The organism is Dorea sp. ICN-14282 (assembly GCF_037890115.1).
GTDB lineage: Bacteria > Bacillota > Clostridia > Lachnospirales > Lachnospiraceae > Dorea_B > Dorea_B phocaeensis.
In genome coordinates, this window is sequence record NZ_JBBKBH010000001.1 from 626,790 (window position 1) to 651,098 (window position 24,309).

At 36.1% G+C, this 24,309-nt stretch carries 26 protein-coding genes; all 26 read right to left on the bottom strand.

The features are described 5' to 3' along the window. Window positions 1-14: 14 nt before the first annotated feature. The 26 genes from WKT00_RS03015 to pheA all read right to left on the bottom strand — a co-directional run bounded on the left by WKT00_RS03015 (window position 15) and on the right by pheA (window position 24,071). Complete coding sequence (locus WKT00_RS03015; protein ID WP_340260853.1) at window positions 15-815, bottom strand: LicD family protein; 801 nt, start codon at window positions 813-815, stop codon at window positions 15-17. Window positions 816-908: 93 nt separating this feature from the next. Beyond that, window positions 909-1,556 (bottom strand): hypothetical protein, encoded by a 648-nt coding sequence (locus tag WKT00_RS03020; protein ID WP_340260855.1) that lies wholly within the window; start codon window positions 1,554-1,556, stop codon window positions 909-911. Between the two features lie 41 nt (window positions 1,557-1,597). Continuing rightward, window positions 1,598-1,810, bottom strand: a complete 213-nt coding sequence (locus WKT00_RS03025; protein WP_340260857.1) for an acyltransferase family protein — start codon at window positions 1,808-1,810, stop codon at window positions 1,598-1,600. A gap of 12 nt (window positions 1,811-1,822) precedes the next feature. Next, window positions 1,823-2,770, bottom strand: a complete 948-nt coding sequence (locus WKT00_RS03030; protein ID WP_340260858.1) for a glycosyltransferase — start codon at window positions 2,768-2,770, stop codon at window positions 1,823-1,825. Continuing rightward, window positions 2,771-3,100, bottom strand: coding sequence for a hypothetical protein (locus tag WKT00_RS03035; RefSeq protein ID WP_340260860.1), 330 nt, complete (start codon window positions 3,098-3,100; stop codon window positions 2,771-2,773). It abuts the gene before it with no gap. Window positions 3,101-3,195: 95 nt separating this feature from the next. Next, complete coding sequence (locus WKT00_RS03040) at window positions 3,196-4,197, bottom strand: acyltransferase family protein (protein ID WP_340260862.1); 1,002 nt, start codon at window positions 4,195-4,197, stop codon at window positions 3,196-3,198. A gap of 7 nt (window positions 4,198-4,204) precedes the next feature. Further along, window positions 4,205-4,864 (bottom strand): DUF1919 domain-containing protein, encoded by a 660-nt coding sequence (locus WKT00_RS03045; protein ID WP_340260864.1) that lies wholly within the window; start codon window positions 4,862-4,864, stop codon window positions 4,205-4,207. 4 nt (window positions 4,865-4,868) lie between these two features. After that, window positions 4,869-5,942: a glycosyltransferase gene (locus tag WKT00_RS03050; RefSeq protein ID WP_340260866.1), complete on the bottom strand. Its 1,074-nt coding sequence runs from the start codon at window positions 5,940-5,942 to the stop codon at window positions 4,869-4,871. A 6-nt stretch (window positions 5,943-5,948) separates the two neighbouring features. Continuing rightward, complete coding sequence (locus WKT00_RS03055) at window positions 5,949-6,824, bottom strand: glucosamine inositolphosphorylceramide transferase family protein (RefSeq protein WP_340260868.1); 876 nt, start codon at window positions 6,822-6,824, stop codon at window positions 5,949-5,951. 18 nt (window positions 6,825-6,842) lie between these two features. Then, window positions 6,843-7,550: a glycosyltransferase family 32 protein gene (locus tag WKT00_RS03060; protein WP_340260870.1), complete on the bottom strand. Its 708-nt coding sequence runs from the start codon at window positions 7,548-7,550 to the stop codon at window positions 6,843-6,845. A 25-nt stretch (window positions 7,551-7,575) separates the two neighbouring features. Continuing rightward, window positions 7,576-8,118 carry a serine O-acetyltransferase gene (locus WKT00_RS03065; RefSeq protein ID WP_340260872.1) on the bottom strand — a complete coding sequence of 181 codons (543 nt, stop codon included), beginning with the start codon at window positions 8,116-8,118 and terminating at the stop codon, window positions 7,576-7,578. A 9-nt stretch (window positions 8,119-8,127) separates the two neighbouring features. Continuing rightward, window positions 8,128-9,006: a glycosyltransferase family 2 protein gene (locus tag WKT00_RS03070; RefSeq protein ID WP_340260874.1), complete on the bottom strand. Its 879-nt coding sequence runs from the start codon at window positions 9,004-9,006 to the stop codon at window positions 8,128-8,130. A gap of 22 nt (window positions 9,007-9,028) precedes the next feature. Then, complete coding sequence (locus WKT00_RS03075; protein ID WP_340260876.1) at window positions 9,029-10,090, bottom strand: acyltransferase family protein; 1,062 nt, start codon at window positions 10,088-10,090, stop codon at window positions 9,029-9,031. After that, complete coding sequence (locus WKT00_RS03080; RefSeq protein WP_340260878.1) at window positions 10,080-11,180, bottom strand: glycosyltransferase family 1 protein; 1,101 nt, start codon at window positions 11,178-11,180, stop codon at window positions 10,080-10,082. Before WKT00_RS03080 ends, WKT00_RS03075 begins: the two co-directional genes overlap by 11 nt. A 14-nt stretch (window positions 11,181-11,194) precedes the next feature. Then, a complete protein-coding gene (locus WKT00_RS03085) occupies window positions 11,195-12,283 on the bottom strand; it encodes an EpsG family protein (protein WP_340260880.1) in 1,089 nt (362 codons plus the stop codon). Window positions 12,284-12,312: 29 nt separating this feature from the next. Next, entirely contained in the window at window positions 12,313-13,434 is a 1,122-nt protein-coding gene (locus WKT00_RS03090) for a glycosyltransferase family 4 protein (RefSeq protein WP_340260882.1), read from the bottom strand. Further along, window positions 13,427-14,350: a transketolase family protein gene (locus tag WKT00_RS03095; protein ID WP_340260884.1), complete on the bottom strand. Its 924-nt coding sequence runs from the start codon at window positions 14,348-14,350 to the stop codon at window positions 13,427-13,429. Before WKT00_RS03095 ends, WKT00_RS03090 begins: the two co-directional genes overlap by 8 nt. A gap of 11 nt (window positions 14,351-14,361) precedes the next feature. Then, entirely contained in the window at window positions 14,362-15,360 is a 999-nt protein-coding gene (locus WKT00_RS03100; RefSeq protein ID WP_340260886.1) for a transketolase, read from the bottom strand. Between the two features lie 10 nt (window positions 15,361-15,370). After that, window positions 15,371-16,369 (bottom strand): acyltransferase family protein, encoded by a 999-nt coding sequence (locus tag WKT00_RS03105; protein ID WP_340260888.1) that lies wholly within the window; start codon window positions 16,367-16,369, stop codon window positions 15,371-15,373. Continuing rightward, window positions 16,366-17,310: an aldo/keto reductase gene (locus WKT00_RS03110; RefSeq protein ID WP_340260890.1), complete on the bottom strand. Its 945-nt coding sequence runs from the start codon at window positions 17,308-17,310 to the stop codon at window positions 16,366-16,368. Before WKT00_RS03110 ends, WKT00_RS03105 begins: the two co-directional genes overlap by 4 nt. Window positions 17,311-17,315: 5 nt before the next feature. Next, window positions 17,316-17,969, bottom strand: coding sequence for a sugar transferase (locus WKT00_RS03115; protein WP_340260892.1), 654 nt, complete (start codon window positions 17,967-17,969; stop codon window positions 17,316-17,318). 24 nt (window positions 17,970-17,993) lie between these two features. Then, window positions 17,994-19,877, bottom strand: a complete 1,884-nt coding sequence (locus WKT00_RS03120) for a polysaccharide biosynthesis protein (RefSeq protein WP_340260894.1) — start codon at window positions 19,875-19,877, stop codon at window positions 17,994-17,996. A 107-nt stretch (window positions 19,878-19,984) separates the two neighbouring features. After that, on the bottom strand, window positions 19,985-20,200 hold the full coding sequence (locus WKT00_RS03125) for a hypothetical protein (protein WP_101694199.1): 216 nt from the start codon (window positions 20,198-20,200) through the stop codon (window positions 19,985-19,987). Window positions 20,201-20,304: 104 nt separating this feature from the next. Next, complete coding sequence (locus WKT00_RS03130) at window positions 20,305-21,630, bottom strand: MATE family efflux transporter (protein ID WP_340261559.1); 1,326 nt, start codon at window positions 21,628-21,630, stop codon at window positions 20,305-20,307. After that, window positions 21,627-22,928, bottom strand: a complete 1,302-nt coding sequence (locus WKT00_RS03135) for an ATP-binding protein (RefSeq protein WP_101694197.1) — start codon at window positions 22,926-22,928, stop codon at window positions 21,627-21,629. Before WKT00_RS03135 ends, WKT00_RS03130 begins: the two co-directional genes overlap by 4 nt. 12 nt (window positions 22,929-22,940) lie before the next feature. Then, on the bottom strand, window positions 22,941-24,071 hold the full coding sequence (gene pheA, locus WKT00_RS03140; RefSeq protein WP_340260899.1) for a prephenate dehydratase: 1,131 nt from the start codon (window positions 24,069-24,071) through the stop codon (window positions 22,941-22,943). Window positions 24,072-24,309: the final 238 nt, after the last annotated feature.

Genomic DNA, 24,309 nt, shown 5'->3' on the forward strand with positions numbered 1-24,309 from the left:
CCTTCTATCATATTCTACTTTATATATTGTTTATATGGTAGTTTCAAATCCACATACTGATAATGAGGCGCAACCTGCTTTTCTTTGGGTTCACGAAAATCTGTTCGTTCATAACGCGTTTGTAAATATTGAACATAATCTCGAACAACCATGTAGTTTTTCCCTTCAAACTCTATTTCCGTATAGTTTTCAAAAATTTCAGGACTATATGGTTTTGTATTACAAAAAGCTCCAAACAATTCTGCATATGAATATTCGTTTGCTTTATCTCCCATTTTTTCTACTTGTTTCTGAAAAAATCTTAAATACTTTCTTTTATCTTTTAAAACTGTCGATAAAACAAAATTTCGTATCTTTGTTTTAATGGATTTATCACTTAACTTGCCAATCATAACCACTTGTGATATTTTCCAAAGGAACTCATCCCACTTGAAGTGATAATCCTTCGGAATTTTATCATAGACTGTAATATCTAGAAAAACTCCAGATATTGTTCCATCTTGTTGAACGACCGTTGTACTGTCATCCATAATTTTAGTAAATGTAGATTCAAAATCATTTGTCAATTGATAATTATGCACAGAATATCCCTTTGGCAAAGATTTTGAAATTATTTTTATAAAACGATTGTAATTTCTTCTAGTCATCATTAAATCTATATCATCATCCCAAGGTAGGCACCCCTTATATAAATGTGCTCCTACTACACTTCCACCACATAATGAATATTGAATATGATTTTCTCGACATATTGTATCTACGACATTTAATATTTCTAGACATTTTAATTGTATTTCACGAATTTCTTTCTCCATTTATTTCCCTTTCCTACGAGATTTCACCTTATTTACAATCAGAATTATCGGTATTTCAACCATTAAAACTATTATACAATATACGAAATTTAACTAATAATCCTTTTTGATTGGTATAGCTAATAATAACATGATTACTTGGTGTGTTCCCATAACAATCAAAGACGATTTTCCATAAAACTCTAAAACTTTAGCAATAATTGAACAGTTTTTTTCGAACACTAGCGCTACTAAAAAAATCCACATTGTTCCTATCAAAGCATTTGAAATATAAACAGTAACCGATGACAAATTCAAAACATTAAGTGATACTGAGACTTTACCTGTCAAAAGAAATATCACACAACTTAATAGTAATACCCCTACACTAGTAACAAGTAAAAATGAATTTTTAATGCCATTTATCTTCTCAATAATCGGGAATATCAAATCTCCTAATCCTATAAAGGCTGCACCTATTATCGAACGGAATATAACCAACATAATTACATTATCCGTCTCTATTTTAAAAGGAATCAACATCATTCCTAACGTAATTAAAAACATAAAAAAATGATTTATCTTATGATTTTGAAACGTTATTAAAAAAGAAAGTTTCTTTATTCCCCAGTAAATAAGTTGTGCAAAAAATAAACATGGTAAAAACCAAGTAGCACCAATTCCCCAAAAATATCCCAAATCAGCTATCTGCCATTTTAAATTTGCAATATCAAATCCACTACTCCACCATCTTGCAATCATTAACAGGCATCCGTAACTATAGTATGGAATAATTAGTTTCTTTATTCCTTGAAGTACTGCCCCCCTACAGGTTTCTTTGCATATTGGGTATAGGAAAGTAGTATTCCATTCAAAATAAAAAATGCAGGCATATGCCATGAATATAACCAACTATGCACAATATCATCTTCTGGCATAACATGCCCTAAGACGACAAAAATAATTAACAAACCTTTCGTATAGTCCAGCCATATAATCCTTTCCTTATCCACCATAAATCTAAACTCCTAATTCATTAAAAGATAATATAATCTCGTCTTCCAATATATTTTTTTATTAAAAATTGCCTTCCTTGCATTTTGTTTAATAAACTTCCTCATTTCTCTTAAACGATTTCTAATTTCCTCTTTTTTTTCTTCCGGAGCAAAACTCATTTTTTGTTTTGCTTCATTATATTTCAAAGTACATACATCTAACAAAAATGCCTGGCTATGATTCTTTAGCTCTGGATAACATGATACAATATCTTGATACATTTTATCATGTGCAGTGAAGGAATCTGCTAAGCTTTCAATATTAAGTCCGCCATGTGTGGCACTGCCTTTGCGTACCAAATTCTTGTAAAGAGGCTGATGAACAATTACCGTACTACTTACTAGTTTGATATACTCCGTTAGAAACATTACATCTTCTGAAGAATGTAACCCTTCTATAAATTGAATTTCTGACAACAAACTAGCTTTAAACATTTTATTGACTACTCCATGCCTTATGGTTGGAGGCATATCCGACATACGTTTCATCAATTCCTTTTGATCAATCACTTCATCAGAATCTATTCTGTATTTTCTTTTTTCATCAACATGATACTCTTCATCATAGTAATCATATCCACAAACCACCAATTCTGCTTCTGATGTTTCCATAGCCTGTACCATTTTTTCATACATATTGGGTGCAATGAAATCATCTGGATCAACAAATCCTATGTATTGACCTTGCGCTTTTTTTAATCCAGCATTCCTCGCTGCAGATACACCACTATTCTTTTGATGAATAACAACAATATGTTGATCTTTTGCTGCATACTCATCGCAAATTTCCGAACACTTGTCCGGTGACCCGTCATCTACGAGAATCAATTCAAAGTCAGAATATGTTTGGTTTAAAATACTCTCAATACACTTTGGCAAAAATTTTTCCACCTTATAAATAGGTACAATAATACTAATCATCTATTTTCTCCCTAGTAAAAAACTAATATTTTTTTCAATATATTGCCTAATCCATTCAATAATAATTCCAACTATAAATACTAAAATAATACTTACTAATATGTATATCGGAAATGATATTTCTATAATATATTCTTTATTTCTAAGTAGCTTTTCCCACAAAAAAGTTCTTATTTTGGGATTATCACAGAAAAATAACCTGAAAGAAGCATAAGTAATATCAACTCCTATTCTAGCTTCCTGTGTAAAAGCAATAGCTGTCATTCCGGAAAAAGTTAAAGGTATTCCGGAAAAACTTCGATGTGTTATTGAATGTCCTGTAACAATCAATAATATACCCCTAATCCTTAATATTTCTAAATTTTTTCTCTACTCTATCTGTTAAATTATTTGCCCTATTATACACTTTAGTCAACCTTTCCCTCTCATTTTCTTCCTAAACACCATGGAATATATTTAACAACATAATAATTAAATAATGCTAATATGCTAACCGCTATTAGGACGCTTACAACTGCAAAGATTACTGAAAAAGCACTCTCCGCATTTATTTCAATTCCTAACCTTGGATACACTACAAATACTAAATTATCAATAATCAGTCTATGCAATCCATAGAAAACCAATGAATTCCTTCCTAACAAAGCTAATTTTCTACACTTGATTCTGCTCGCCAAAAAGATTGTCGCAAAAACCCCTGAAAATGCTGATACCAAGTACAGCCAAACATTACCATATTGATTAGAATACCAATCAACTTTACCAAAATGAAAATAATTATATCCAGAAAAACAAATACATAAAAAAAGTAAAATACTTCCTAGTAGTAAAGTCTTTTTTTGTATCTTTTTCATCAACTCTATTTCACGAATATATTTTCCAAAATTCATAAACGCTAATCCAATTAATACTAAGTCGGCATTCCATGGTAAATCAATTCCAATTCTAGTCCGATAAAAATAAAACAAGATAAATTCAACACTACTTGCAATTATCCAATATTCTTTTTTGCTTCCTAATCTTAGATATAGTCTTTCTAGAAGAAACATAAACTGCTCAGTTATGAACAAACAAATAAGAAACCATAATAATGTGTACCTATTCTGAATTAAGTATAACTTTGCGGTTCCAATTACATCATAATTATTTCCATGAGTTACTGCTAAAAGTCCATTGCAAAGCATCGTAACAATAACAAAAAATAAATACGGAACTAACAGCGACTTTATCTTTTTATTCAAAAAACTAAAATATTTTTCCTTTATTCTAAATGTATAACCTGATAAAAAGAAAAACAATGCCATATGAAATGAAATAAACCAAAAAGTATATTTTGTATCCAAATAACAATGTCCCAGCATCACAAAAAGAATCCCCAATCCTTTTGCAATATCAATCCACTCTATTCTGCTCTCAATATTTTCCATCCCTTTCCTACCTAATACAATCCTTTCCATCTAAAAGATTCACATAATCAAACTGATCTATTGGTCTCATACCTTTCCACCCTACCGGATCAGTAATAATTCCTACACAGTCCTCACTTTCGAATCCTTGAAGATAATAACAACTTGCATGTTTTTCATCCGGTTTATTTACAAACATGACTTTTCTGTATGGCAACTTCTCAAATCGATTCCTTAATTCTTCTGTCATACCTTCCCTGTCTGTATTAAAAATCGCTATATTATCCCAGTTGATTCTTTGTTTTCTTTCATTCCACTTCTTTTCCGCTTCTTCTACCGATGAATAATGAACCAAATATAAAGTCAAATCTCCTAAATATGCAATGGGATACATTCTATCTCCAATTACATTTTCATCTGTACAAATTTCAAATTTATCGATTCCTATATAGAACGAAAGGTTCTCACAAAATTTAATAAAATCTTCAGCGTTCATATATAAATTTACTGTTGGAGATAAAAACTGAAGTCCTAAATTATGTGAAATTATCCCCCCCGTACAATTCATAGAAATTATTGACGTAGTTTTTATTTTTTCTGTAAGCCTTTTTCTATCTCTTTCATCAATCTTTGCACGATTCTTTTTCCATATAAAAAGTCTGGCTTTTCTAATTAATCTATTTACCAATTTACTATTCCACGCTTTCTATAATCTCACATACTTCTTTCGCTGTATTCTTAATCGAATATCCTGCTGCAACCAATTTTTCCAAATAGTCTTTTCTCTCATTTCCACATGCTTTAAGAATTGTTTCTGCCCAAACCTTTTCCGAGGAATCTAAATCTATAAATTGAAGTAGTCCCGTAAAATCAGCTTCTTTTGACACAGTAGATGAAACAACACACGGTAATCCCGCAGCCTGTGCTTCCACCAAAACAAATGGTAATCCTTCGAATAAAGATGGCATCACAAGACAATCTAATGCTGACATCCACTCACTGACATTATCAACCGCCCCTGCAAAAATAATCTTGTCTTCTAGGTTGTTTTCTTTTACAACACTTTTGACTTGATCTGCCAATTCGCCATCACCTACAAATGCAAACATTGTGTCTGGATCTAATTTTATAACTTCTTCAGCTATTTTTTCAGCAAATACTGGATTTTTTTGAGGATCTAATCTTCCAACACATCCAACTAGTTTTCCCCCACTAATTCCATACCGACTGAGAACATCATTTCTTTTTTTCACATCAAACTTATACTTTGGAAGATCAATTCCATTATGAATAACTTGATAACTGTACTTATCAAACATCCAATCACCTGCAGATTTAGAACATGCCAAGAGATGCGTCGCAAATTTATGAATATTCTTACGATTAGATTTTTCCATCAGCTTATGGACACTATTCATTTTCTTATTAATTCCCTCTTGGTTTCCCGTATTGTGAGAATGGATAATCCGAACTGGAATCTTGGCTTTTTTCGCAAATTTCAGCATATCAATGCTAACAATATCACAAGTATTGTAGTACATAACATCAAAATGATTTTCTCTGAAAAATTTATTCCAAAACTTCTTATAAGCAATATAATTATGACGATTTCGAGGGCGAATCCATGTTTTACCCTCTATTTCCATTGTCGGCCAATCATAAATCACTTCATATTCTTCTTTGGGTAACTGACTGCAGAGATTCATAATATATGCTTCTACTCCACCTTTATCAGTGCTATATCCTACCATAAAGATTCTTTTCATAACGGACTACCCTTTCTTTCGTATTTTCCCTATTAATCGGAATATAAAGTTCAGAAGATTAAATCTCCTTGTTTTTATATCTATTACCTCATACTCTTTCGATGCATTATACGTATGCATTCCATCCAGATAGATTTTTTTAGAATAATTCAGCTTTTCTGGTGAAATCATCTCCTGAAGTTTTTCGAAATATTCTCCCCGATCATTCATATTAAATGAATAAAAACATAATCCTTTTCCATATCCACCTGCACAGTTCTGTGCCGGTCTCATCCATTTATCTTCCGAAAGAAAAACTGCTCCTGCAGGTCTTCGACAATTTATATCGGAACACAAAATCTCTCTGTCTGATTTTTCTCCAGATTCTAAATCCAGTAAAATCAACTTATATTCTGCTGTTTCAACATCATATGCCAGTGCATATTTGTGATTATTCCATTCAAACGGTGTAGTATCTCCATATTGAATCCCACTTCGTAATACAGAGATTTTTTCCCATTTATCAGGAAATGACACTGCTCTATATACTGTTAAATCTTTATTCGCCCCTGATTCTGGCATAATAAAAATTCCTTCTTTTGTTTCAAATATGTAAGGATATGACAAATGATACTCTTCTTCTATAATCTTTTTCCATTTAGGAGACGAACTACTCAACTCATAATATCCTAAGCATCCTCTACATTTTACATAATCATAAAGTTCTGCAAATATATATGTTTTTCTAGCATATTCAAAAATAAAAGGATCTGCTGCCCAGTATCTAAAAGAATTATCAATAACATTAAATTCTGTTTTTTTATCTTCTAAAATACTTCCTACACCTTTTTTTCTCCATGCAACATTCCAACTTTCTGCATAGAGACTAGTTTCTTTTAACATCTACATTTCTCCCATCTGCTACTTACGAAATCTTTTAAAACAGTCTTCTCCAAAAATTCTATGGAATGGACGCGTTATTTTAGATCTCAATTTTGCTTTCCAGTCTAAAGCACTTTTCGCATACCAATGTATAGAATATGTATTCTCTTCTGTTATTAATTTCCCAGTAGAGTTTTCATAAGGATTTAACATGCGTATAGGCAATATTTCTGCTCCATACACATTTTGTCTTTCCCCATTTTGCTTAAGTCCTAATTTCAATAATGCTTTTGTATTCAAGATTGGACAACCAATAAATTCCAACATCCCATTCTCATTAAATTCCAAATTATGATATTGCTCAAGCATGGATTCGACAGTTTTGTGATGCGCTATTGCCCCGAAACCTAATCCAGATGCTACATATTCTTCATTTTCAAAACCGTAAAAAGCCTCATATTTCAATAATTCATCAAATGATCTGACCACTTCTACGTCTGTATCGAAATAAATACCACCATATTCAGCAACCACAGCCAAACGAACATAATCACTTAAATATGCCCATTTTTTGTTTGCATAGCAATATTTTACATATTCGTTTTTATTTAAATCAAAATTATCTTCATTCCATTCAACAATTTCATAGTCGGGACAATATCGTTTCCAACTTGCAATACACTTTTCAGCAAGCTTTGGTTTATCACCACGACCAAACCAACAATAATGTATTTTCTTTGGTATCATCTAATTTTCCTCTTATCCTCAATAATTATTTGACACAAAAGGCTATATATCCTTCAGTCGCATTTTCTTTACGATGTATAACTCCTGGATTTCCAATTACGATTGAATGATCCGGAACATCAAAGTTTACAAAACTATTGGGTGCAATCATAACATCACTTCCAATAGAAATGTTCCCTATTACAGTCGCATTGATTCCAATTGCAACGTTATCTCCAATTGTCGGAACCCCTTCTCGTTTACCTCTATTTTCTCTTCCAATTGTGCACCCTTTATGGAGATTAACATTATTTCCTAATTGTACCCCTCCACCTATTGTAATATTATAGGGATGTCCAAGATATAATCCTCTTCCAATTTTTGCACTAATAGAAATCTCTAAACCATATTTTTTAGAATATCTTTTTAATATCATTCTATTTAGAATGTTAGGGGATTTATTTGCCTTACGCCACCAATATACATATCTAATCTGATGAGAAATAAACCATTGCGTCAAACTTCTTACTCCAGCTTTATAGACTGTTCCCGTCATTCTGTAATAATCTTCTTTAAAACTTGTATTCATTTTCCCCACCTAACGTGTCTTCAACTTAATATATATTGTAAGAATAATTCCTCCAGGAATAGCTAAAATTGTTTTTACCTTCCTTGGAGATTCTTTGATAAAATGGCTATTTTTGCTCAGAAAACTACTGGATACATAATGTATGCAATCTTTAAATACTCTTTTTTCAGATTCCGGATATTGCATACAAACTTTTCTCCAAAATGCAAAACCTTTCGGATTACAAACATATTGTTTCAGCATACTATTAGACGAGCCATCTGCCTGATATTCCACATTGCACAGCACTTCATTTAACACCGCTAATTTATATTCCTGATCGATCAAACGGTACTTATATCCTAAAGCAACGTATTTTTCTCCCTCAAATACCGGATATGGTGGGTATTTTTTTATAATATCCGTTCTATATACTAATTTTTTATCTCCACTTCCCCCATTGGCATAATATCCTACCAATGTTGTCTCCTCCAACTCAGAAGTAAAACCTTTTCCAATGATTTGTCCTGAAAAATCAGCATCAAGACCTATGATACCTGCATATCCTTTATCCTTCACCTGTTCCCACTTTTCTAAAATTTTACCTATTGCATTTTCCCCAAGCATATCATCAGAATCAATGCATACATTCAATTCAGTGTCGATATTTTCATACGCAACATTATGTGCTGTATGCATACCCCCATTTTCTTTGTAAATATACTGAATTTCAAATCCATTTTCTTTTCCTTGCCACTCTTTAACAAGTTCTCTTGTATTATCAGACGAACCATCATCTATAATAAGCCACTTAAAATCTTTGCATTCCTGCTTCAATAGAGACTCATATGTACGCTTTAACGTATGAGCACGATTATATGCAGGAGTAAATACTGTAATCTTTTCCATTTTCATTCCCTTACGCTCATTTTTATCCATTTATTAAAATATTCAAATACTTATTATTGATTTTTTTGATAGGCCAAAACAAACTTATACAGGCAACTATGACTATAATCAATTTAGGGAAAATCATCCGAGGTTCAAATATAGATAAATTCGTATATTTGCCCAATATAGGATTTAAAATATTATAAAGTAAAATGACATGCGAAAAATATATAAATGAACTTAGCTGCCTGATAGTTAATGACTCTTTTTTACTAATATCAAAATTCTTATTTTGTGCCAACAAAAAATAAGCAATCGCCTGCCCAATAAATGCAACAAAAATCTTATTTTCCTCCCAGAATACACTTGGAAATATCTTTGGCAAACTATACTCAACCGCACTTAGTATGGTACAAATTATCAAAATCATTAACGCTATTTTAGATTTAACCTGAGCCCTTTTTTTGTTTAAAAGATATCCAATCCCCATGAATGGAATCCCATACATAAAAACATTATATTCCCATGAAAAAATCCCATAAATTCCCTTGAAAAAATAATTAAAAAATGTTACTTCTGAGAGTACTCCTCTAAAGCATACATAAGCTATTTGCATGCAAAATCCAATTACTATGCCTCCCCATAGTATATTTTCTTTATTTCTTGTATAACAAAAATATATAAAAACTGCCGCCCAAAACAAAGCAACCAAATACCAGTATGGTCCTGGTCCTATCACTAAAATTCTCCGTATTAAAATTGCAATTATTTTTATAACAGATTCCCCTGAGTTATTTGTTATATACTCATATATAACAAACGGAGAGTAAATGATAATGGCCCATACACCAAAAATTATCAAAATATTCTTTTCATACTTTCGAAAATATTCTCCCTTATTGGATGCACACTCTAATCCATTATATAAAAAGAATCCAGATGCAATAAAGAAAAATGGAACGGCAAATCTTGTAAAAACCTCTTTTATTAGGCATGCATAATAGTTTGTTGTTTCTATGGTATGCAACAAAACTATCATCACTGCCGCAATTAATTTAAAAACATCTATCCCTGTATAAACTTTTGAACTTTTATTCTCCATAGTTCTCCTTCACTTTATTCATGTAATAATCTGCCAATTTTTTAGCGTTTTCTCCTATATCAAATCCACTCATCTGAATTTCTTTTGACATATTTTCTCTTTCCATTTTTGATACTTTGATTGCTTCATTTGCCCAATACATTGTATTTTTTTCTAATGGTATTTGATGAACTAAATCTGTTTTTTTACATTCTATTGGAACTTTGTCTGAAATCAAACACGGCAGTCCTGCAGCCTGCGCTTCGACAAGCGTTACTGGAAGTCCTTCATACAACGATGGAAATACAAAAACATCCATTGCCTGAAGCAAATCTGATACATCACTTCGAATACCTGTTAATATTACCCTATCTTTTAACTTCAATTGCAATATTTTATTTTCTATCTCTTTTCGTAACTCTCCATCCCCTATCAGTAATAAAACTGCATCCGCCTGGTCAGATATTTTCTTAAATATATCCAACAAATACGTATGATTTTTAGGATAACAAAATCTTCCAACATGTCCAATTACTAATGTTTTTTCGGGAATTTGAAACTGTTTTCTTATGTCATCTCGATTCTCTCTAGAATAGACATACTTTTTTGTATCAATTGCATTATTCAATACCTTAAAGTCACTTCCACAGAACATCCATTTCCCAGCCTCTTGTGAACATGCCAATAAATCTGTAGCATAATCTGAAATTTTTCTTTTATAGTATAATTTTATCAACAATTTTAAATTTTTATCTTGATTACTGCTGTGACTATGTGCAATTCTAGTTTTCACTCCACATCTTTTTGCCTCTTTTAAAGCAATCGCACTTAAACAGTCCTGATGAACATGTACAATCTGATACTCCGGATGTTTTTTAAAAAATTTTCGAAGAATAGATTTATAACGAACACTAAACGGATTTAACCGTGGAATTCTATAGATTCTTCCACCTAGTTCTTTAATTTCCTGATCATAATCACTCTCTTCTGGTCTATGCTCCAAAAAATCAAACTGTACTCTTTTTCGATCTATTGCACGATAATAATTCATCAGCATAGTTTCTAATCCACCGCGGCGCATATCTGTTACAACATGTAATACTCTAATCATAATTTACATTGCTCCTAAAAAATAATTCCTGTCAGTTCACTCGAATAATACAATCCACGTGTCATTAAATAAAAATAAAATAAATAACACGGTATACTAATTAAATATAAAAATACTCTACTATTTTTCGTAAAACATTTCTCAATTACATAAGGCAATAGCATATAACTATATAGTTCCACATAAATAGGAAGCCTTCCGAATAAAAGTCCCGTTGTCACCATTCCAACCGTATATATACACGTTGTTAAAATAGACATATTCACCATGATTTGAATAATAACATTTTCATTATTCAATCGTTTTCTTCCTACAAACGCCAGAAATGTGGGTACCGAAAAAACTAACACTCGTAACGGATTAACACCATCATCATTTGCAAATTCAGGATTTGTGGTTATATCAGCCCATTTCGTATCTATTAATACCGCATCCATTATATTAGTGAATTTTGAAGTAAAAAATAAAATTAATATTATACCAACTAATAACATCATAGTTTTTTTCGTCCATGGTTTCCCGTGAACAACAAAATATGCCGGAATCATAATAATGCACGTTGCATGTATTGTTGTACATAATAGAACTACTACAAAGTATGGGAACCATCGTTTTTTCTCCAACAATGGTGTACATGCAAAAAGAATCGCAACTGCCAAAAATTGTCGAATTCCATTCATCAACCATGTAAAACCAATCATAGATAAGAATAGGAATAATGTATAATAATAGTTAGAAGAATATTTCCAAAATACAACCGCCAAACAAGTACCACTGATGATTGCTAAAAACATGAGCCATGCATGATAATTATCTGAAACGAATGTTTTGAACAGAATCATTAAAAGGTCAAATCCCCAACCACTATCAAAAGAAATATCTAAAAATTGTAAATTTCCCCATTGAGCTCCATTAAACATTTTTATATATGCAGCCGTATCAACAAATCTATTTCTAATACCTGTCCAAAAAATAATATATCCAAATGTTAAAAACACCAAAAATTTTGCTGCTCTCGTGTCATGTCTCCGCACATCAACAACTGTTCTTTGCAAACAATACCCTACAAAAACTATAACTAGCATAGAAATGTATATAAACATGTCAATATCCTCTTCTATTTGTCTACTTTCTATAACTCATTTATAAGTAGCATTACTTCCTTCTTTGTTTCCTCAATACAATATAGCTTTACATTTTCTCGATTATGTTCTCCCATCTTCTTTCGCATTTCCGGATTATTTTTCAAGTTCTTAATTCCCTTTGCAAAACCTCGCACATCTTCCGGGCTACACATATAACCAGAAACTCCATTTTCCATTACATCTGTTAATCCTCGAATATTTGATGTTACAAGCGGAAGCCCACAATACATTGCTTCCAAAGATGCAACTGGCAATCCTTCTCTCTTAGAAGGCATTACATATACGTCTGCCTGGCTGCAAATGTCTACCACATCGGTCCGATAGCCTAGAAAATGAACATTTTGTTTCAGCTTCTTTTCTTCAACAAGCTTTTTCAGATTATCCAACTGATCACCCTTACCACAGAGAATATAATGAATATTCTTATCTTTTAACAAAGAAATTGCTTGTATAATAACCTTCTGATTTTTATTCTCATTTAATTCTCCTATAGAAAGTACGAGGAAATCATCCTCAGTCACCCCTAACTCCTCTCGTATACCTTTTCGATTTTCTCCGACTGTTAATCGTTCCGTATTGATTCCAATACCGTGAATATATTTTACCTCTTTTATATGAAAACCTTTTGCTCTTTTATAATCTTCACGATTCACAGTACAGATTACATCTGCTTTTGACGCCATCATTTTTTCAATTGGATAGTAGATCATCCAATTCAATTTAGGTGCTCCATCATAGAAATGAAATCCGTGAACCATATACAATACTTTCGTTCCACATTTTCTAACTTTCTTTGCTGCCAGTCTTGTAACTACTCCCATAACCGGCTCATTCGTCCAGACAATATCATAACGCCCTTGCTCAATGATATGTTTCATTTCTCTGAACCCTTTAAAGTTTCCCGGGTTAACTGGGCTTCTATGGAGATTTACTGTATGAACTTTTTTTACACAATCACCAATCTTATCGTGGATTTCTTTCATACGCCCACCTACCTCTGAACAGGCGATTTCTACTATATATCCATTTTCAGCTAGATTTCTAATATGTGGTAATAAAAATTGTACCATCATCAAATCTGTAGATGTAACAAGAATTCTTTTACCCATGAATTGTATCCTCAATTTTCTCAACTATTGATTTACTGTCCATTCCATACTGTTGTCGCAAATAATTCTGATTACCCACTTTAATGGAATACTCATCATTCAAACCGATTCGTAACAAATATGCCTTCTTTTCTTTCATCTCAGCCATAATTTCTGCTACAGCACTACCAAAACCACCAATAATATTGTGTTCCTCACATGTAACAATAACTTCAAACTCTCTTGCACATTCTTCAATCACATCTTTATCGATTGGTTTTACTGTTGGAAATGTATAAACTGCCGGGTCATATCCTTTTCCAATAAGAACCTGATAAGCAGCATTAACTTCTTCAAAAATCGCCCCCGTAGAGAAAATTGCAATTCTTCTACCATCTCTTACTTTAATTGCTTTTCCTATTTGGAAGTTCTCGATATGATCATGAATTCTTTTTTCTCCTCCACGCCCCAAACGCAAATATGCAGTTCCCGGATATGCAGCTAATGCTTTCGTACACTCTTCCGCTTCCACTAAATCCGCTGGCGCCATGACCACTACATCTGGCAGTGCTCTAAGAATTGCTAAATCTTCTGTGGCTTGATGACTCATTCCAAGAGATCCATATACAAATCCCCCTCCAATACAAACTACTTTTACATTTGCATTATGATATGCACAGTCATTACGAATCTGTTCCAAACATCTTAATGTTGGAAAGTTACCAATAGAATATGTAAATACCGTCTTTCCTTCCAATGCCATTCCTGCAGCAACTGTTGTCATGTTCTGTTCTGAAATTCCTGCATTCGTAAACTGATCCGGAACTGTTTCCCAAAACGGCTTCAACACTCCAAACCCAAGATCTCCTGTAATTAATTCAATATTTTTATCTTCTTTTGCCAATTCGACCAAAGTTCTGACAAATGTATCTCTCATTATATTTCTCCTTACACTCTATGCTCTCTTTCATCACTTCCTGGTTTCGCTTCTACACGTCGCATTTTTTCAGGGTATGATGTATTCCATGTATAAGAAAGCGTATGATCATTTCCTATATCATCCTGTTCTGTAGGTTGCGCTGGATTTTCAATTCCATTTGGAGTATATGGATCTTCTACACCTTCCGGTTTTTGTGCATGCAATTCTGTCACTGCCTGTTCATACTCCCAGCCACCATGTGGGAAACGATAGTGCCACAAAATATCATTCTGCATGAAAGATACTCCGCACCCTTTAATCGTATTCGCTATAATTACCGTTGGTTTATGACTCTCTTCCTTACTAAACTCTTCAGCTTTTTCAAAAGCTTCATGTAACTCTTCATGATTGTTACCATTGATTTCAATTACATTCCAGCCAAATGCTTTCCATTTTGCTCCAAAATCTTCAATTTCTAATGTATTTTCTTGAAAATCCAAACTCTGCATATGATTGTGGTCTACGATAGCTACTAAGTTGTTCAATCGGAAATGATTCGCAAATAAGGCTGCTTCCCATACGGACCCCTCATCACATTCTCCATCACCTAGTACGACATAAACTTTATGATTTTTGCCATCTTTTTTTGCCGCATATGCCATTCCTGTTCCTGCTGAAAGACCATGTCCAAGAGAACCTGTAGAAAAATCAACTCCCGGCAAATGATGTGAAACATGTCCTGATAAGCGACTTCCATTCTGATAATGTGTTTTCAACTCTTCAACTTCAAAAAAACCATTTTCAGCTAAAGCTGCATATATAGATGCTCCTGCATGCCCTTTGCTCAATATAAAACGATCTCGATCATCTTTCTTCGGATTTCTTGGATCAATATCCATGACTCCGCTGTATAAAACTGCAATAATATCTGCCACAGACAAAATTGCTCCTATATGACTCCCACCAGATAAATGCGTCATTTCAATTCCATGACGTCTGATCTTCCATGCTAACTGTTTACTATTCATTATTTTCTCCTTATTTCATTCCTAATACAATCTCAAAAAATCTATTATGAATGAATTTTAATTTTTTGTAAATAAAGATAACACTCATTGGTCCTGCAAAACCGACAAGAAACATAAGTACACTTGTAAAATACCATTCCACTCTTAACCTTCCACAAATAGCCATAATAACTGCTTGAAACAGCCATGAATAAATATAAATTGTAAAATTGTTTCTACTAATCCATGTGGCTACTTTTGAGTCATTAATAATTCTAGCCAACTCATAACACACAACTATCATCAATATTGAGACTCCGAAAGTAGAAATACTATTTTTTATGCAATGATTAAACACACACGATGCTGTAATTCCACCAATGATAAAACACCATCTTAAAACATTTGAAATTTGTATTTTATATTGCTCAAAAAACTTCAGCCACATACCTATACAAAAATAAATACAAACACTTTTTAAGTCACTAAGACCAAACCATTGTGTAGAAAAAGGAATACAATATGCGATAAATGAAACTATGGTAATAATACTTAACATAACGCCAAGATTCTTTTCCGTCACTTTAGTTCTCCACATTCCAAATATAACATAACACAATAATAATACCGGAATGAACCAAAAGTGCCCCCAAACTCCTATTCTAGGAATACATATCGCTTCAGCAAATGCTTTTACTGTAATAAAATCATGATGTTCCAAATAATATTTAGGAATCAAAGCAATCAATGACAAAATAATGTACGGTATTAATAAACGAATACACTTATTTTCTATCCATTTTACATACCCTCCCTCATTCTTTTTTATTGCATTTGAATTCATAAATAAAAATCCTGCAATAAAGAAAAAGAGCGGCATATGAAAAGTATAAATAAAAATAATTAGTTTTTCAAAAATCGTTCCGCTAAAAACTGACCAATCACTTGGATGAGAATGTCCAAAAATCACAAGAGTAATTCCTATGGTATATAAAACATCTATCCAGGGATACCTTTTCACAGTTTTCATCTTGATACCTCATCCAATTTCTCAACATCTTCCTTTTCCAATTTCCATCCAACACTTGATACATTATCGAGTATTTGACTTGGTCTTTTTGCACCGCATAGAACAACGGAGTCAGGAATAAAATCTAAAATATATCGAATTGCTACTGCCGCAACTGATTTGTCATATTTCATTGCGATTTCTTTCATCACTTCTACAATTTCAAGATTTTTCAATAACTTTTCCCCGTGGAAATTCACATAGATATCTCTGCTTCTTCTATCATTCGTTCCGAAATCCACATTTTCTTTCGTATATTTTCCAGTCAAAATTCCCTGTCCTAAGCTTCCCCATGTAAGAGGTGTCATTTCAAGTTTTTCAGCGATGTCAAACATATCCTCTTCATTCTTTCGACAAGCCAAACTATATTCATCTTGAAAGCTGACAAATTTTCCTACAAGTGGATTAATTTCACCCACATCTTCCTTATGAATATTTGACAATCCATAACTACGTATGTATCCTTTTTGTTTTAGCCTATCCAATGTCTCTACAACTTCTGACAATGGTGTCTTTCCATCTCTATAATGTATCTGATATACATCGAGATAGTCAGTCCCAATTCTTTTCAAACTTCCTTCCAATGCCATCTCTATCCATTTTGAACTATTATCATAAAATGTTTTTCCATTTTCAATACGTACTCCAAATTTTGAAGCAATAATCACGTCTTTCCGATGATTTCCAAGTGCTTTCCCTAGGGTCATTTCTGACTGCCCTAATCCATAAGTATCCGCTGTATCAAAAAAATTAACCCCCGAATCCAATGCAGAATGAACTGCATCGATCAATTCATTTTCTTGAGTATCTCCCCAGCCATATCCTCCCATCGGACATCCGCCCATACAGATTCTAGACACTTTTATGTCTGAATTTTTAAGTGTTACATATTCCATAAACATATCTCCTATCTATGCTCGTTTTTAAATAAAAACCCGAATGCTTTATGAAAAACTGCTCCTAATGTTTTAAATAAAATATAAACATCCGTTCTAAATGATACTTCATGTGCATATTTTACACGCAATGCATTTTTCTTTTTTAATACATGCTTTTCATACATTTCGTCGGCATTTTCTCCACCAACAATTTCATCTAAATTGATAAATTCCACAGAACTAAAGTCCGTAATACCCGGACGTACTTTTAATATATCTTTTTCTTCCCCTTCGTATTGATTTGTATAACGAAGTAATTCCGGTCTCGGACCAATCAGACTCATTTTCCCAAGAAATACCTGTCCCAACTGTGGAATTTCATCTAATTTTGTCTTTCTAAGAATATTTCCAATTTTTGTAATTCTAGGATCATTGAACGCTGTCGTTCCTCCTCCGATTTTATCTGCATTTTTCACCATAGATCGGAATTTACATATTTTGAATGGCTTATTTTGATATCCACCCCGATCTGCTCTATAAAACACTGGAAATCCATCCTCTATAATTACTGCTAATGATAAAATCAAATAAAAAGGCCACAAAATCAATAATGCAGTTCCTGTGATTACAATATCTATAAGTCGTTTAATATATCTATTATAAAATCCATTATATCCTCTCACCTTTTTAAGCCCTCTTTTTTCTTCTTAATATACTATATCTACTTCCTTCGGTTGATACGTCGGCACGATCTCTTTCACCATCTGCCGCACCTTATCACTGTCCTCATTGGCCGCTTCCTTAAGTCTTTCCAACTGCTGCATAAACTTCTGCTCATCCATCTCAATCGGTTTTCCGATATGGATCAGCTGATTATCCGTATCCTGCATTCCTTCTTCGTCCATCAGAAGTTCCTCATACAACTTCTCTCCCGGACGAAGTCCTGTATATTTAATCTCAATATCTTCTCCCACTCTTAAGCCGGACAGACGGATCAGGTTCTTCGCAAGATCTGCAATCTTCACCGGATCTCCCATATCTAAGATAAAGATCTCTCCGCCTTTTGCATACGCGCCCGCCTGCAGTACCAGAGATACCGCCTCCGGTATCGTCATAAAATACCGAATAATGTCAGGGTGGGTAACCGTTACCGGACCGCCTTCTGCAATCTGCTTCTTAAAGAGCGGAATCACACTTCCGTTACTTCCAAGTACGTTGCCGAATCGTACAGCTACGAACTCCGTCGGATAATAATGATCCAATGTCTGCACGATCATTTCGCACATTCTCTTAGACGCTCCCATAATATTCGTCGGATTCACCGCTTTATCGGTAGAGATCAGCACGAACTTCTTTACATGATACTTTCCTGCTGCCGAAGCGGTCTTATAAGTACCAAGCACATTATTCTTAATCGCCTCATTCGGACTGTCTTCCATAAGTGGCACATGCTTATGCGCTGCCGCATGGTAGACCACCTCCGGACGGTATTCTTCCATAATGCTGTTGATTCTGTGTGTGTTTCTGACAGAACCAATGAGCGTCACCAGATCAAGTTCCGGGTATTTGCGTTTTAATTCCTGCTGAATCTCATAAGCATTATTCTCATAGATATCGAAGATAATCAGCTGCTTCACCCCGTGAGCTGCCAGCTGACGGCAGATCTCACTTCCGATAGAACCGCCTCCGCCGGTAACCATAACAACCTTTCCCTGCACATATCCTAAGATCTCTTCTAAGTTCACCTTCACCTGAGCTCGTCCCAAGAGGTCAGAGATCTCTACGTTTCGAAGCTTACTGACACTTACCTCTCCATTTACTAACTGATAGACTCCCGGAACCGTCTGCATCCGGCACCCTGTATCCTTACAGATATTTAAGATCGCCTTCATGTTCTTTCCGGTGGTAGCCGGAATCGCATAGATAATGTGATTCACCTCATACTTACGCACCATTTCCGGAATGTCATAGCGATTTCCCACAATCGGGACACCCTCCAGCATACGGCCTTTTTTATTTGGATTATCATCAATGACACAGCAAACCCTGGTATGAAGCTTCTGTGAATTGATTAACTCCTTAATTAAGATCTGTCCTGCCGAACCTGCGCCGATGATCATAATCCGGTCATCCTTCTCATCTGCCACCGCTATTCTGCTGGCATAGAATCGAATAATCCGATAGGAGAACCGAATTCCCGTTGTCAGGCAGAAGCTTAAGACGTATCCCATGAAGTAATAGCTTCTTGGCATTCTAAGATGCATGAAGATTCCGCCAATCACCTGCACCGGAATCAGTACCACATACGCGGTCAGTATCATCCGAAGCTCCGCCACACTGGCAAGTCTCCAGATACTGTGATACAATCGGCAGACATAGAAGACTACTACCGTAGATACGATCCAATACGGCATCGACCACAGATATCCCTGGATGTATTCAACAGGAATACTGGAGTACACGAAATCAAACCGCAACAAAAGTGCCAGATAATAGGATCCCGCTACTATCATAATATCCGCAAATGCCAACAGCATCGCTTTATGTATCCACTGTAATCCTTTCTTTTTCTGTTTTAGTAAATCTTCCATATCGTATTTCTCCCTTTTATCTCATTCCATCAATTCCAAAATTTTCCTTCTATCTCTGCACGCGAAAAAACTGACAATACCCATATCGCCCGCATTGTCAGTTCCCCTTATCTGTCTTTCTTATGTCGTTTCATATATGCAAAAATACCAATCACCAGCATAACTCCTGTGGCAATTACTGCATTCACTGGATCAACTGCGGAAAAAGTACTACTATCGACCGCACCTTCGACCGCCACCTGCGCGAAAGTACACTTAACAGAATCACTCCATACTCCCAGTATGCACGCACCCCCGAACATGCATTTCCAATACCACTTCATACTTTCACTCCTCATTGTGATTCAACATAACTTTACAATTTTCGTAAATATTATACCCTCCCGGAGCATTTATTTCAAGTATTATTTGGTTTTTCACACCTTTTCTACGCCTTCTTCGTCTTACACCTTTTCATATACCAGAATCCTGTCACATCGGCAAGTACCCATCCGATTGGAATCGCCCACCAAATCATCGTCACGCCGTATTTCGGCGCTAATATGTAAGCAAGGAGTACCCTTGTTCCCAGAGAAATGACGGTTAACACTACCGACATCTCCGGTCTTCCCACACCGCGGTAATATCCATACAACAGAAAGAGCAGTCCGATTCCACAGTAGCATGCTCCCTCAATACGCAGATACTGGACGCCGATCTCAATAATCTGCGCCTTCGCCGGATCCACAAAAATCATCATCAGATAGGGTGCCAGTAAAAATACCAGTACGGAAATGAATGCACAGAACAAAAGGGTCGTCCTCACCGACGCCCGGGTCCCCTCTCGAACGCGCTCTTCCTTCCCAGCCCCGTAATTCTGAGAAGTGAAGATCGAGAACGCATTTCCAAATTCCTGTGCAGGCATATATGCGAAGGAATCAATCTTCACTGCTGCCGCAAATGCTGCCATAACCGCTGTTCCAAAGCTGTTAACCAGACCCTGAATCATCAGGATTCCAAAGTTCATCACCGACTGCTGGATGCTGGCAGCCAGAGAAAACCGGGTAATCTCCTCCACATTTTCCCGCATCTTTCGAAACATCGAAAGACTTGGCCGAAGGCTTGGTTCCTTCCTCCAGGTATAGATTCCGATACCGCCACCGGAAATAACCTGAGAGATCACGGTCGCCGCTGCCGCTCCGCCGACACCCCAGTCAAATCCTACCACAAATACCAGATCCAGTACGATATTCACCGCCGCCGAGATCCCAAGGAACCAAAGCGGCGTCACGGAATTGCCTACCGCACGAAGCAAAAATGAAAAATAATTGTAGAGGAATACAAAAAAGATTCCCAGGAAGATTACCCACACATACTCTCGCATCAGAAGATACAAGTCTTCCGGCACCCGCAGAACTTTCAGAATAAAATCAATCCCTGCAAACACAATGAGATTCATTAGAACCGTCACGCCTCCAATCAGGAAGAATGCCGTCAGCATGGATTCTTTCATTTTCTCTTCGTCCCTTTTTCCGAAGTAGAAGGAATAGACAGATCCGCTTCCCATGCAAAGCCCAATCAGAATGGAGGTCAAGAACGTCATCAACGTATAAGCTGATCCCACTGCCGCTAACGCCTCTGCTCCCAGGAACCGTCCTACAATAAAGGTATCTGCAATGTTATAGCACTGCTGCAAAAGATTCCCTAGAATCATGGGCGCCGCGAACAAAAGCATCGTTTTCTGTACGCTGCCGCCTGTCAGATCCTTCTTCATGCCAGTTTCTCCCCGGTTCCGGACAGATAGTCGATAAACTGCTGCGCCGTACGCCCGGATAATCCTCCGTGACTCAATTCCCATTTATTTGCTTCCAGCAAAAGTTCTTCCTCAGGCATCTCTAATCCTGCACGCTTCGCAAGCCGACGCACAATCTCCTGGAATTCTTTCTTTTCCGGTTTTCCAAAGTAGATGGTCACTCCAAACCGCGCCACCAGTGAAAGCTTCTCCTGTACCGTATCATTGGTGTGCAGTTCCTCATCCCGGTCCTCTTTGTCCCGGAAGGTCTCCCGGATCAGATGGCGCCTGTTGGAAGTCGCATAGATCAGCACATTGTCCGGCTTTTTCTCCAATCCACCTTCAATCACTGCTTTTAAATATTTATATTCAATCTCAAATTCCTCGAATGACAGATCATCCATATAAATAATGAATTTATAATTTCTGTTTTTGATCTGTGAAATCACCTCGTTTAAATCCTGGAACTGATGCTTATAAACCTCGATCATTCGAAGTCCCCGGTCATAATATTGATTCAGAATCGCCTTAATAGACGAAGATTTTCCCGTTCCCGCATCTCCAAAGAGCAGACAGTTATTGGCTTTTCTTCCTGCTACAAAGGCCTCCGTGTTGTCGATCAGCTTCTTCTTCGCCGTCTCATATCCCACCAGATCGTCAAGGTGTACGTGGGCAATCTTGGTAATCGGTAAGATCTGTACACCGCCTTCTGTATGCGCCACTCGAAACGCTTTGTGAAGCCCTAGCTTTCCAACGCCAAATTCACGATAGAACTGTGTCATCCGATCTTTGAACACTTCTGCCGTATCTGCTTTGGAAAGGCTGACTGCAAGCTCATCGATCCGATCCCGGATTCTTCGGTTGAAGACCTTTCCATGGCCATCCGGCGCGGTATATGCGCGAATCATAGACAGCCCCTCCACTCCAAGAGCCGTCTCCATCTCTGTGAAATCATAGTCATAAAGGCTTTTTAAAATACAAAAATCATGCAGTGCAGCCTCATTGATACTGCCTTCCACTTCTCCCACAATCTCACAGGACGTACTATAACCATTCTCATGGCTGACCAGATAATAAGTAAGATAGTCCTGCCAGAGATTCCCGGTAAAACCGTGACTGACCGAAAGATCCAAAAGCTTTCCCACACAGGTATAGAAAAGCCCTTTCATATCTTCTCTATTATAATAGGAATTCTCATAATTCTCGATCAGGAAATCCATGTCTTTCAGAATCTGATCTTCTTCTCTTAACCGATATAATATACATTCATTCATCTTCATCGCCGGAACCTCCTAATAATTTCCAAGAATGCGTAAGCTTCTCGCTTCTTCCCGAAGTCCGCGTATCGCATTTTTCACTGCTGCGTCTGCCAGATTTCCCTCAATATCAATGAAGAAACGATATTCCCAGTTCCTTCCTTCAATGGGGCGGGACTCGATCTTCGTCATATTCAGATCATTATAAATAAAATGAGACAGCATATGGTACAAAGATCCGCTTTCGTGAGAATGTTCCACACACAGGCTGATCTTGGATGCATCTTTTAAGAAAATCTTCTGGTTGGTCACCACGATGAACCGGGTACAATTGCCGCTTTCGTCATTGATGTTGTCTGCCAGCACTTCCAGACCGTGTACTTCTGCCGCATAAGCGCTGCACACTGCCGCTTGGCTTTTGTCCTGTTCATCTCTTACCTTCTTGGCCGCAATCGCCGTATTAGCCACACTGATCTGCTGCCAGTCTCCATGCTCCTCTAAGAATTTGGACGCCTGCATAAGCGCCACTCCCTTGGAATATACCCGTTCAATCTCATCGAACTTCGTTCCCGGAAGCGCAGACAGGGTATTCTGAATCGGTATCACTGTCTCCCCCACAATATAGTTTTCAAATTCAACCAGAAGGTCATACATCTCATCCACCGCTCCTGCCGTGGAGTTCTCAATGGGCAGCACTGCAAAATCTGCCGATCCCTCTTCAATCGCCTCCATCGCTTCGCGGAAGGTCTTCACGTAGAAGCTGTTGCAGTTTTTTCCAAAGTAGTGTTCCGTCGCCGCCTGACTGTAAGCGCCTTCCGTTCCCGGAAATACCACTCTTGCGCCTTCTGCATCCAGGCTGTCTACTCCGATAAAGGGCAGTCTTCCCAGCGCTCCAGCCTCCACCAGGCGCTGATACTGCAATTTTCTTCCCATACTCATTAACTGCTCAAAGAGTTCTCTGACTCCCTTTTTACAGAATTCATCTTCCATCTGTCCTGTCACATGCTGCAGTTTTTCCCGTTCCCGCTGGCGATCTAATACCTTGACACCGCTTCTTACTTTATAGGCGCCGATCTCGTCGCATAGGTGCATCCGTTCCCGATACAGCTTCACAATCTGATCATCAACTTCGTCCATCTGTTCCCGCAATTCCTCTAGTGTACTCATCTGTTTTGTCTATCTCCTTTTTCTTACAACTGCATTTTTGCATACTAGATTGTATTATAATACATTTTCTGCATAAAATCTACGCTCCTCGATATTTTTCGCCGGTCTGATATTTGAAAAAATTCTTTCCAGACATTGAAAATCTCTTCTATATGGTATATGATGATACGAGGATTTTTTACCTGATCGAAAATTCCTGTAAAGTAAACGAATCGTATTGTGAACGAAAGAGGAGGTT

Excerpts from the sequence above, each read along its gene's own strand:
- WKT00_RS03015 (WP_340260853.1), bottom strand. The coding sequence starts at position 815 with ATGGAGAAAGAAATTCGTGAAATACAATTAAAATGTCTAGAAATATTA.
- WKT00_RS03020 (WP_340260855.1), bottom strand. The coding sequence starts at position 1,556 with ATGATTGCAAGATGGTGGAGTAGTGGATTTGATATTGCAAATTTAAAA.
- WKT00_RS03025 (WP_340260857.1), bottom strand. The coding sequence starts at position 1,810 with ATGGTGGATAAGGAAAGGATTATATGGCTGGACTATACGAAAGGTTTG.
- WKT00_RS03030 (WP_340260858.1), bottom strand. The coding sequence starts at position 2,770 with ATGATTAGTATTATTGTACCTATTTATAAGGTGGAAAAATTTTTGCCA.
- WKT00_RS03040 (WP_340260862.1), bottom strand. The coding sequence starts at position 4,197 with ATGGAAAATATTGAGAGCAGAATAGAGTGGATTGATATTGCAAAAGGA.
- WKT00_RS03050 (WP_340260866.1), bottom strand. The coding sequence starts at position 5,942 with ATGAAAAGAATCTTTATGGTAGGATATAGCACTGATAAAGGTGGAGTA.
- WKT00_RS03055 (WP_340260868.1), bottom strand. The coding sequence starts at position 6,824 with ATGTTAAAAGAAACTAGTCTCTATGCAGAAAGTTGGAATGTTGCATGG.
- WKT00_RS03060 (WP_340260870.1), bottom strand. The coding sequence starts at position 7,550 with ATGATACCAAAGAAAATACATTATTGTTGGTTTGGTCGTGGTGATAAA.
- WKT00_RS03065 (WP_340260872.1), bottom strand. The coding sequence starts at position 8,118 with ATGAATACAAGTTTTAAAGAAGATTATTACAGAATGACGGGAACAGTC.
- WKT00_RS03070 (WP_340260874.1), bottom strand. The coding sequence starts at position 9,006 with ATGGAAAAGATTACAGTATTTACTCCTGCATATAATCGTGCTCATACG.
- WKT00_RS03075 (WP_340260876.1), bottom strand. The coding sequence starts at position 10,090 with ATGGAGAATAAAAGTTCAAAAGTTTATACAGGGATAGATGTTTTTAAA.
- WKT00_RS03080 (WP_340260878.1), bottom strand. The coding sequence starts at position 11,180 with ATGATTAGAGTATTACATGTTGTAACAGATATGCGCCGCGGTGGATTA.
- WKT00_RS03085 (WP_340260880.1), bottom strand. The coding sequence starts at position 12,283 with ATGTTTATATACATTTCTATGCTAGTTATAGTTTTTGTAGGGTATTGT.
- WKT00_RS03090 (WP_340260882.1), bottom strand. The coding sequence starts at position 13,434 with ATGGGTAAAAGAATTCTTGTTACATCTACAGATTTGATGATGGTACAA.
- WKT00_RS03095 (WP_340260884.1), bottom strand. The coding sequence starts at position 14,350 with ATGAGAGATACATTTGTCAGAACTTTGGTCGAATTGGCAAAAGAAGAT.
- WKT00_RS03100 (WP_340260886.1), bottom strand. The coding sequence starts at position 15,360 with ATGAATAGTAAACAGTTAGCATGGAAGATCAGACGTCATGGAATTGAA.
- WKT00_RS03105 (WP_340260888.1), bottom strand. The coding sequence starts at position 16,369 with ATGAAAACTGTGAAAAGGTATCCCTGGATAGATGTTTTATATACCATA.
- WKT00_RS03110 (WP_340260890.1), bottom strand. The coding sequence starts at position 17,310 with ATGTTTATGGAATATGTAACACTTAAAAATTCAGACATAAAAGTGTCT.
- WKT00_RS03120 (WP_340260894.1), bottom strand. The coding sequence starts at position 19,877 with ATGGAAGATTTACTAAAACAGAAAAAGAAAGGATTACAGTGGATACAT.
- WKT00_RS03125 (WP_101694199.1), bottom strand. The coding sequence starts at position 20,200 with ATGAAGTGGTATTGGAAATGCATGTTCGGGGGTGCGTGCATACTGGGA.
- WKT00_RS03130 (WP_340261559.1), bottom strand. The coding sequence starts at position 21,630 with ATGAAGAAGGATCTGACAGGCGGCAGCGTACAGAAAACGATGCTTTTG.
- WKT00_RS03135 (WP_101694197.1), bottom strand. The coding sequence starts at position 22,928 with ATGAAGATGAATGAATGTATATTATATCGGTTAAGAGAAGAAGATCAG.
- pheA (WP_340260899.1), bottom strand. The coding sequence starts at position 24,071 with ATGAGTACACTAGAGGAATTGCGGGAACAGATGGACGAAGTTGATGAT.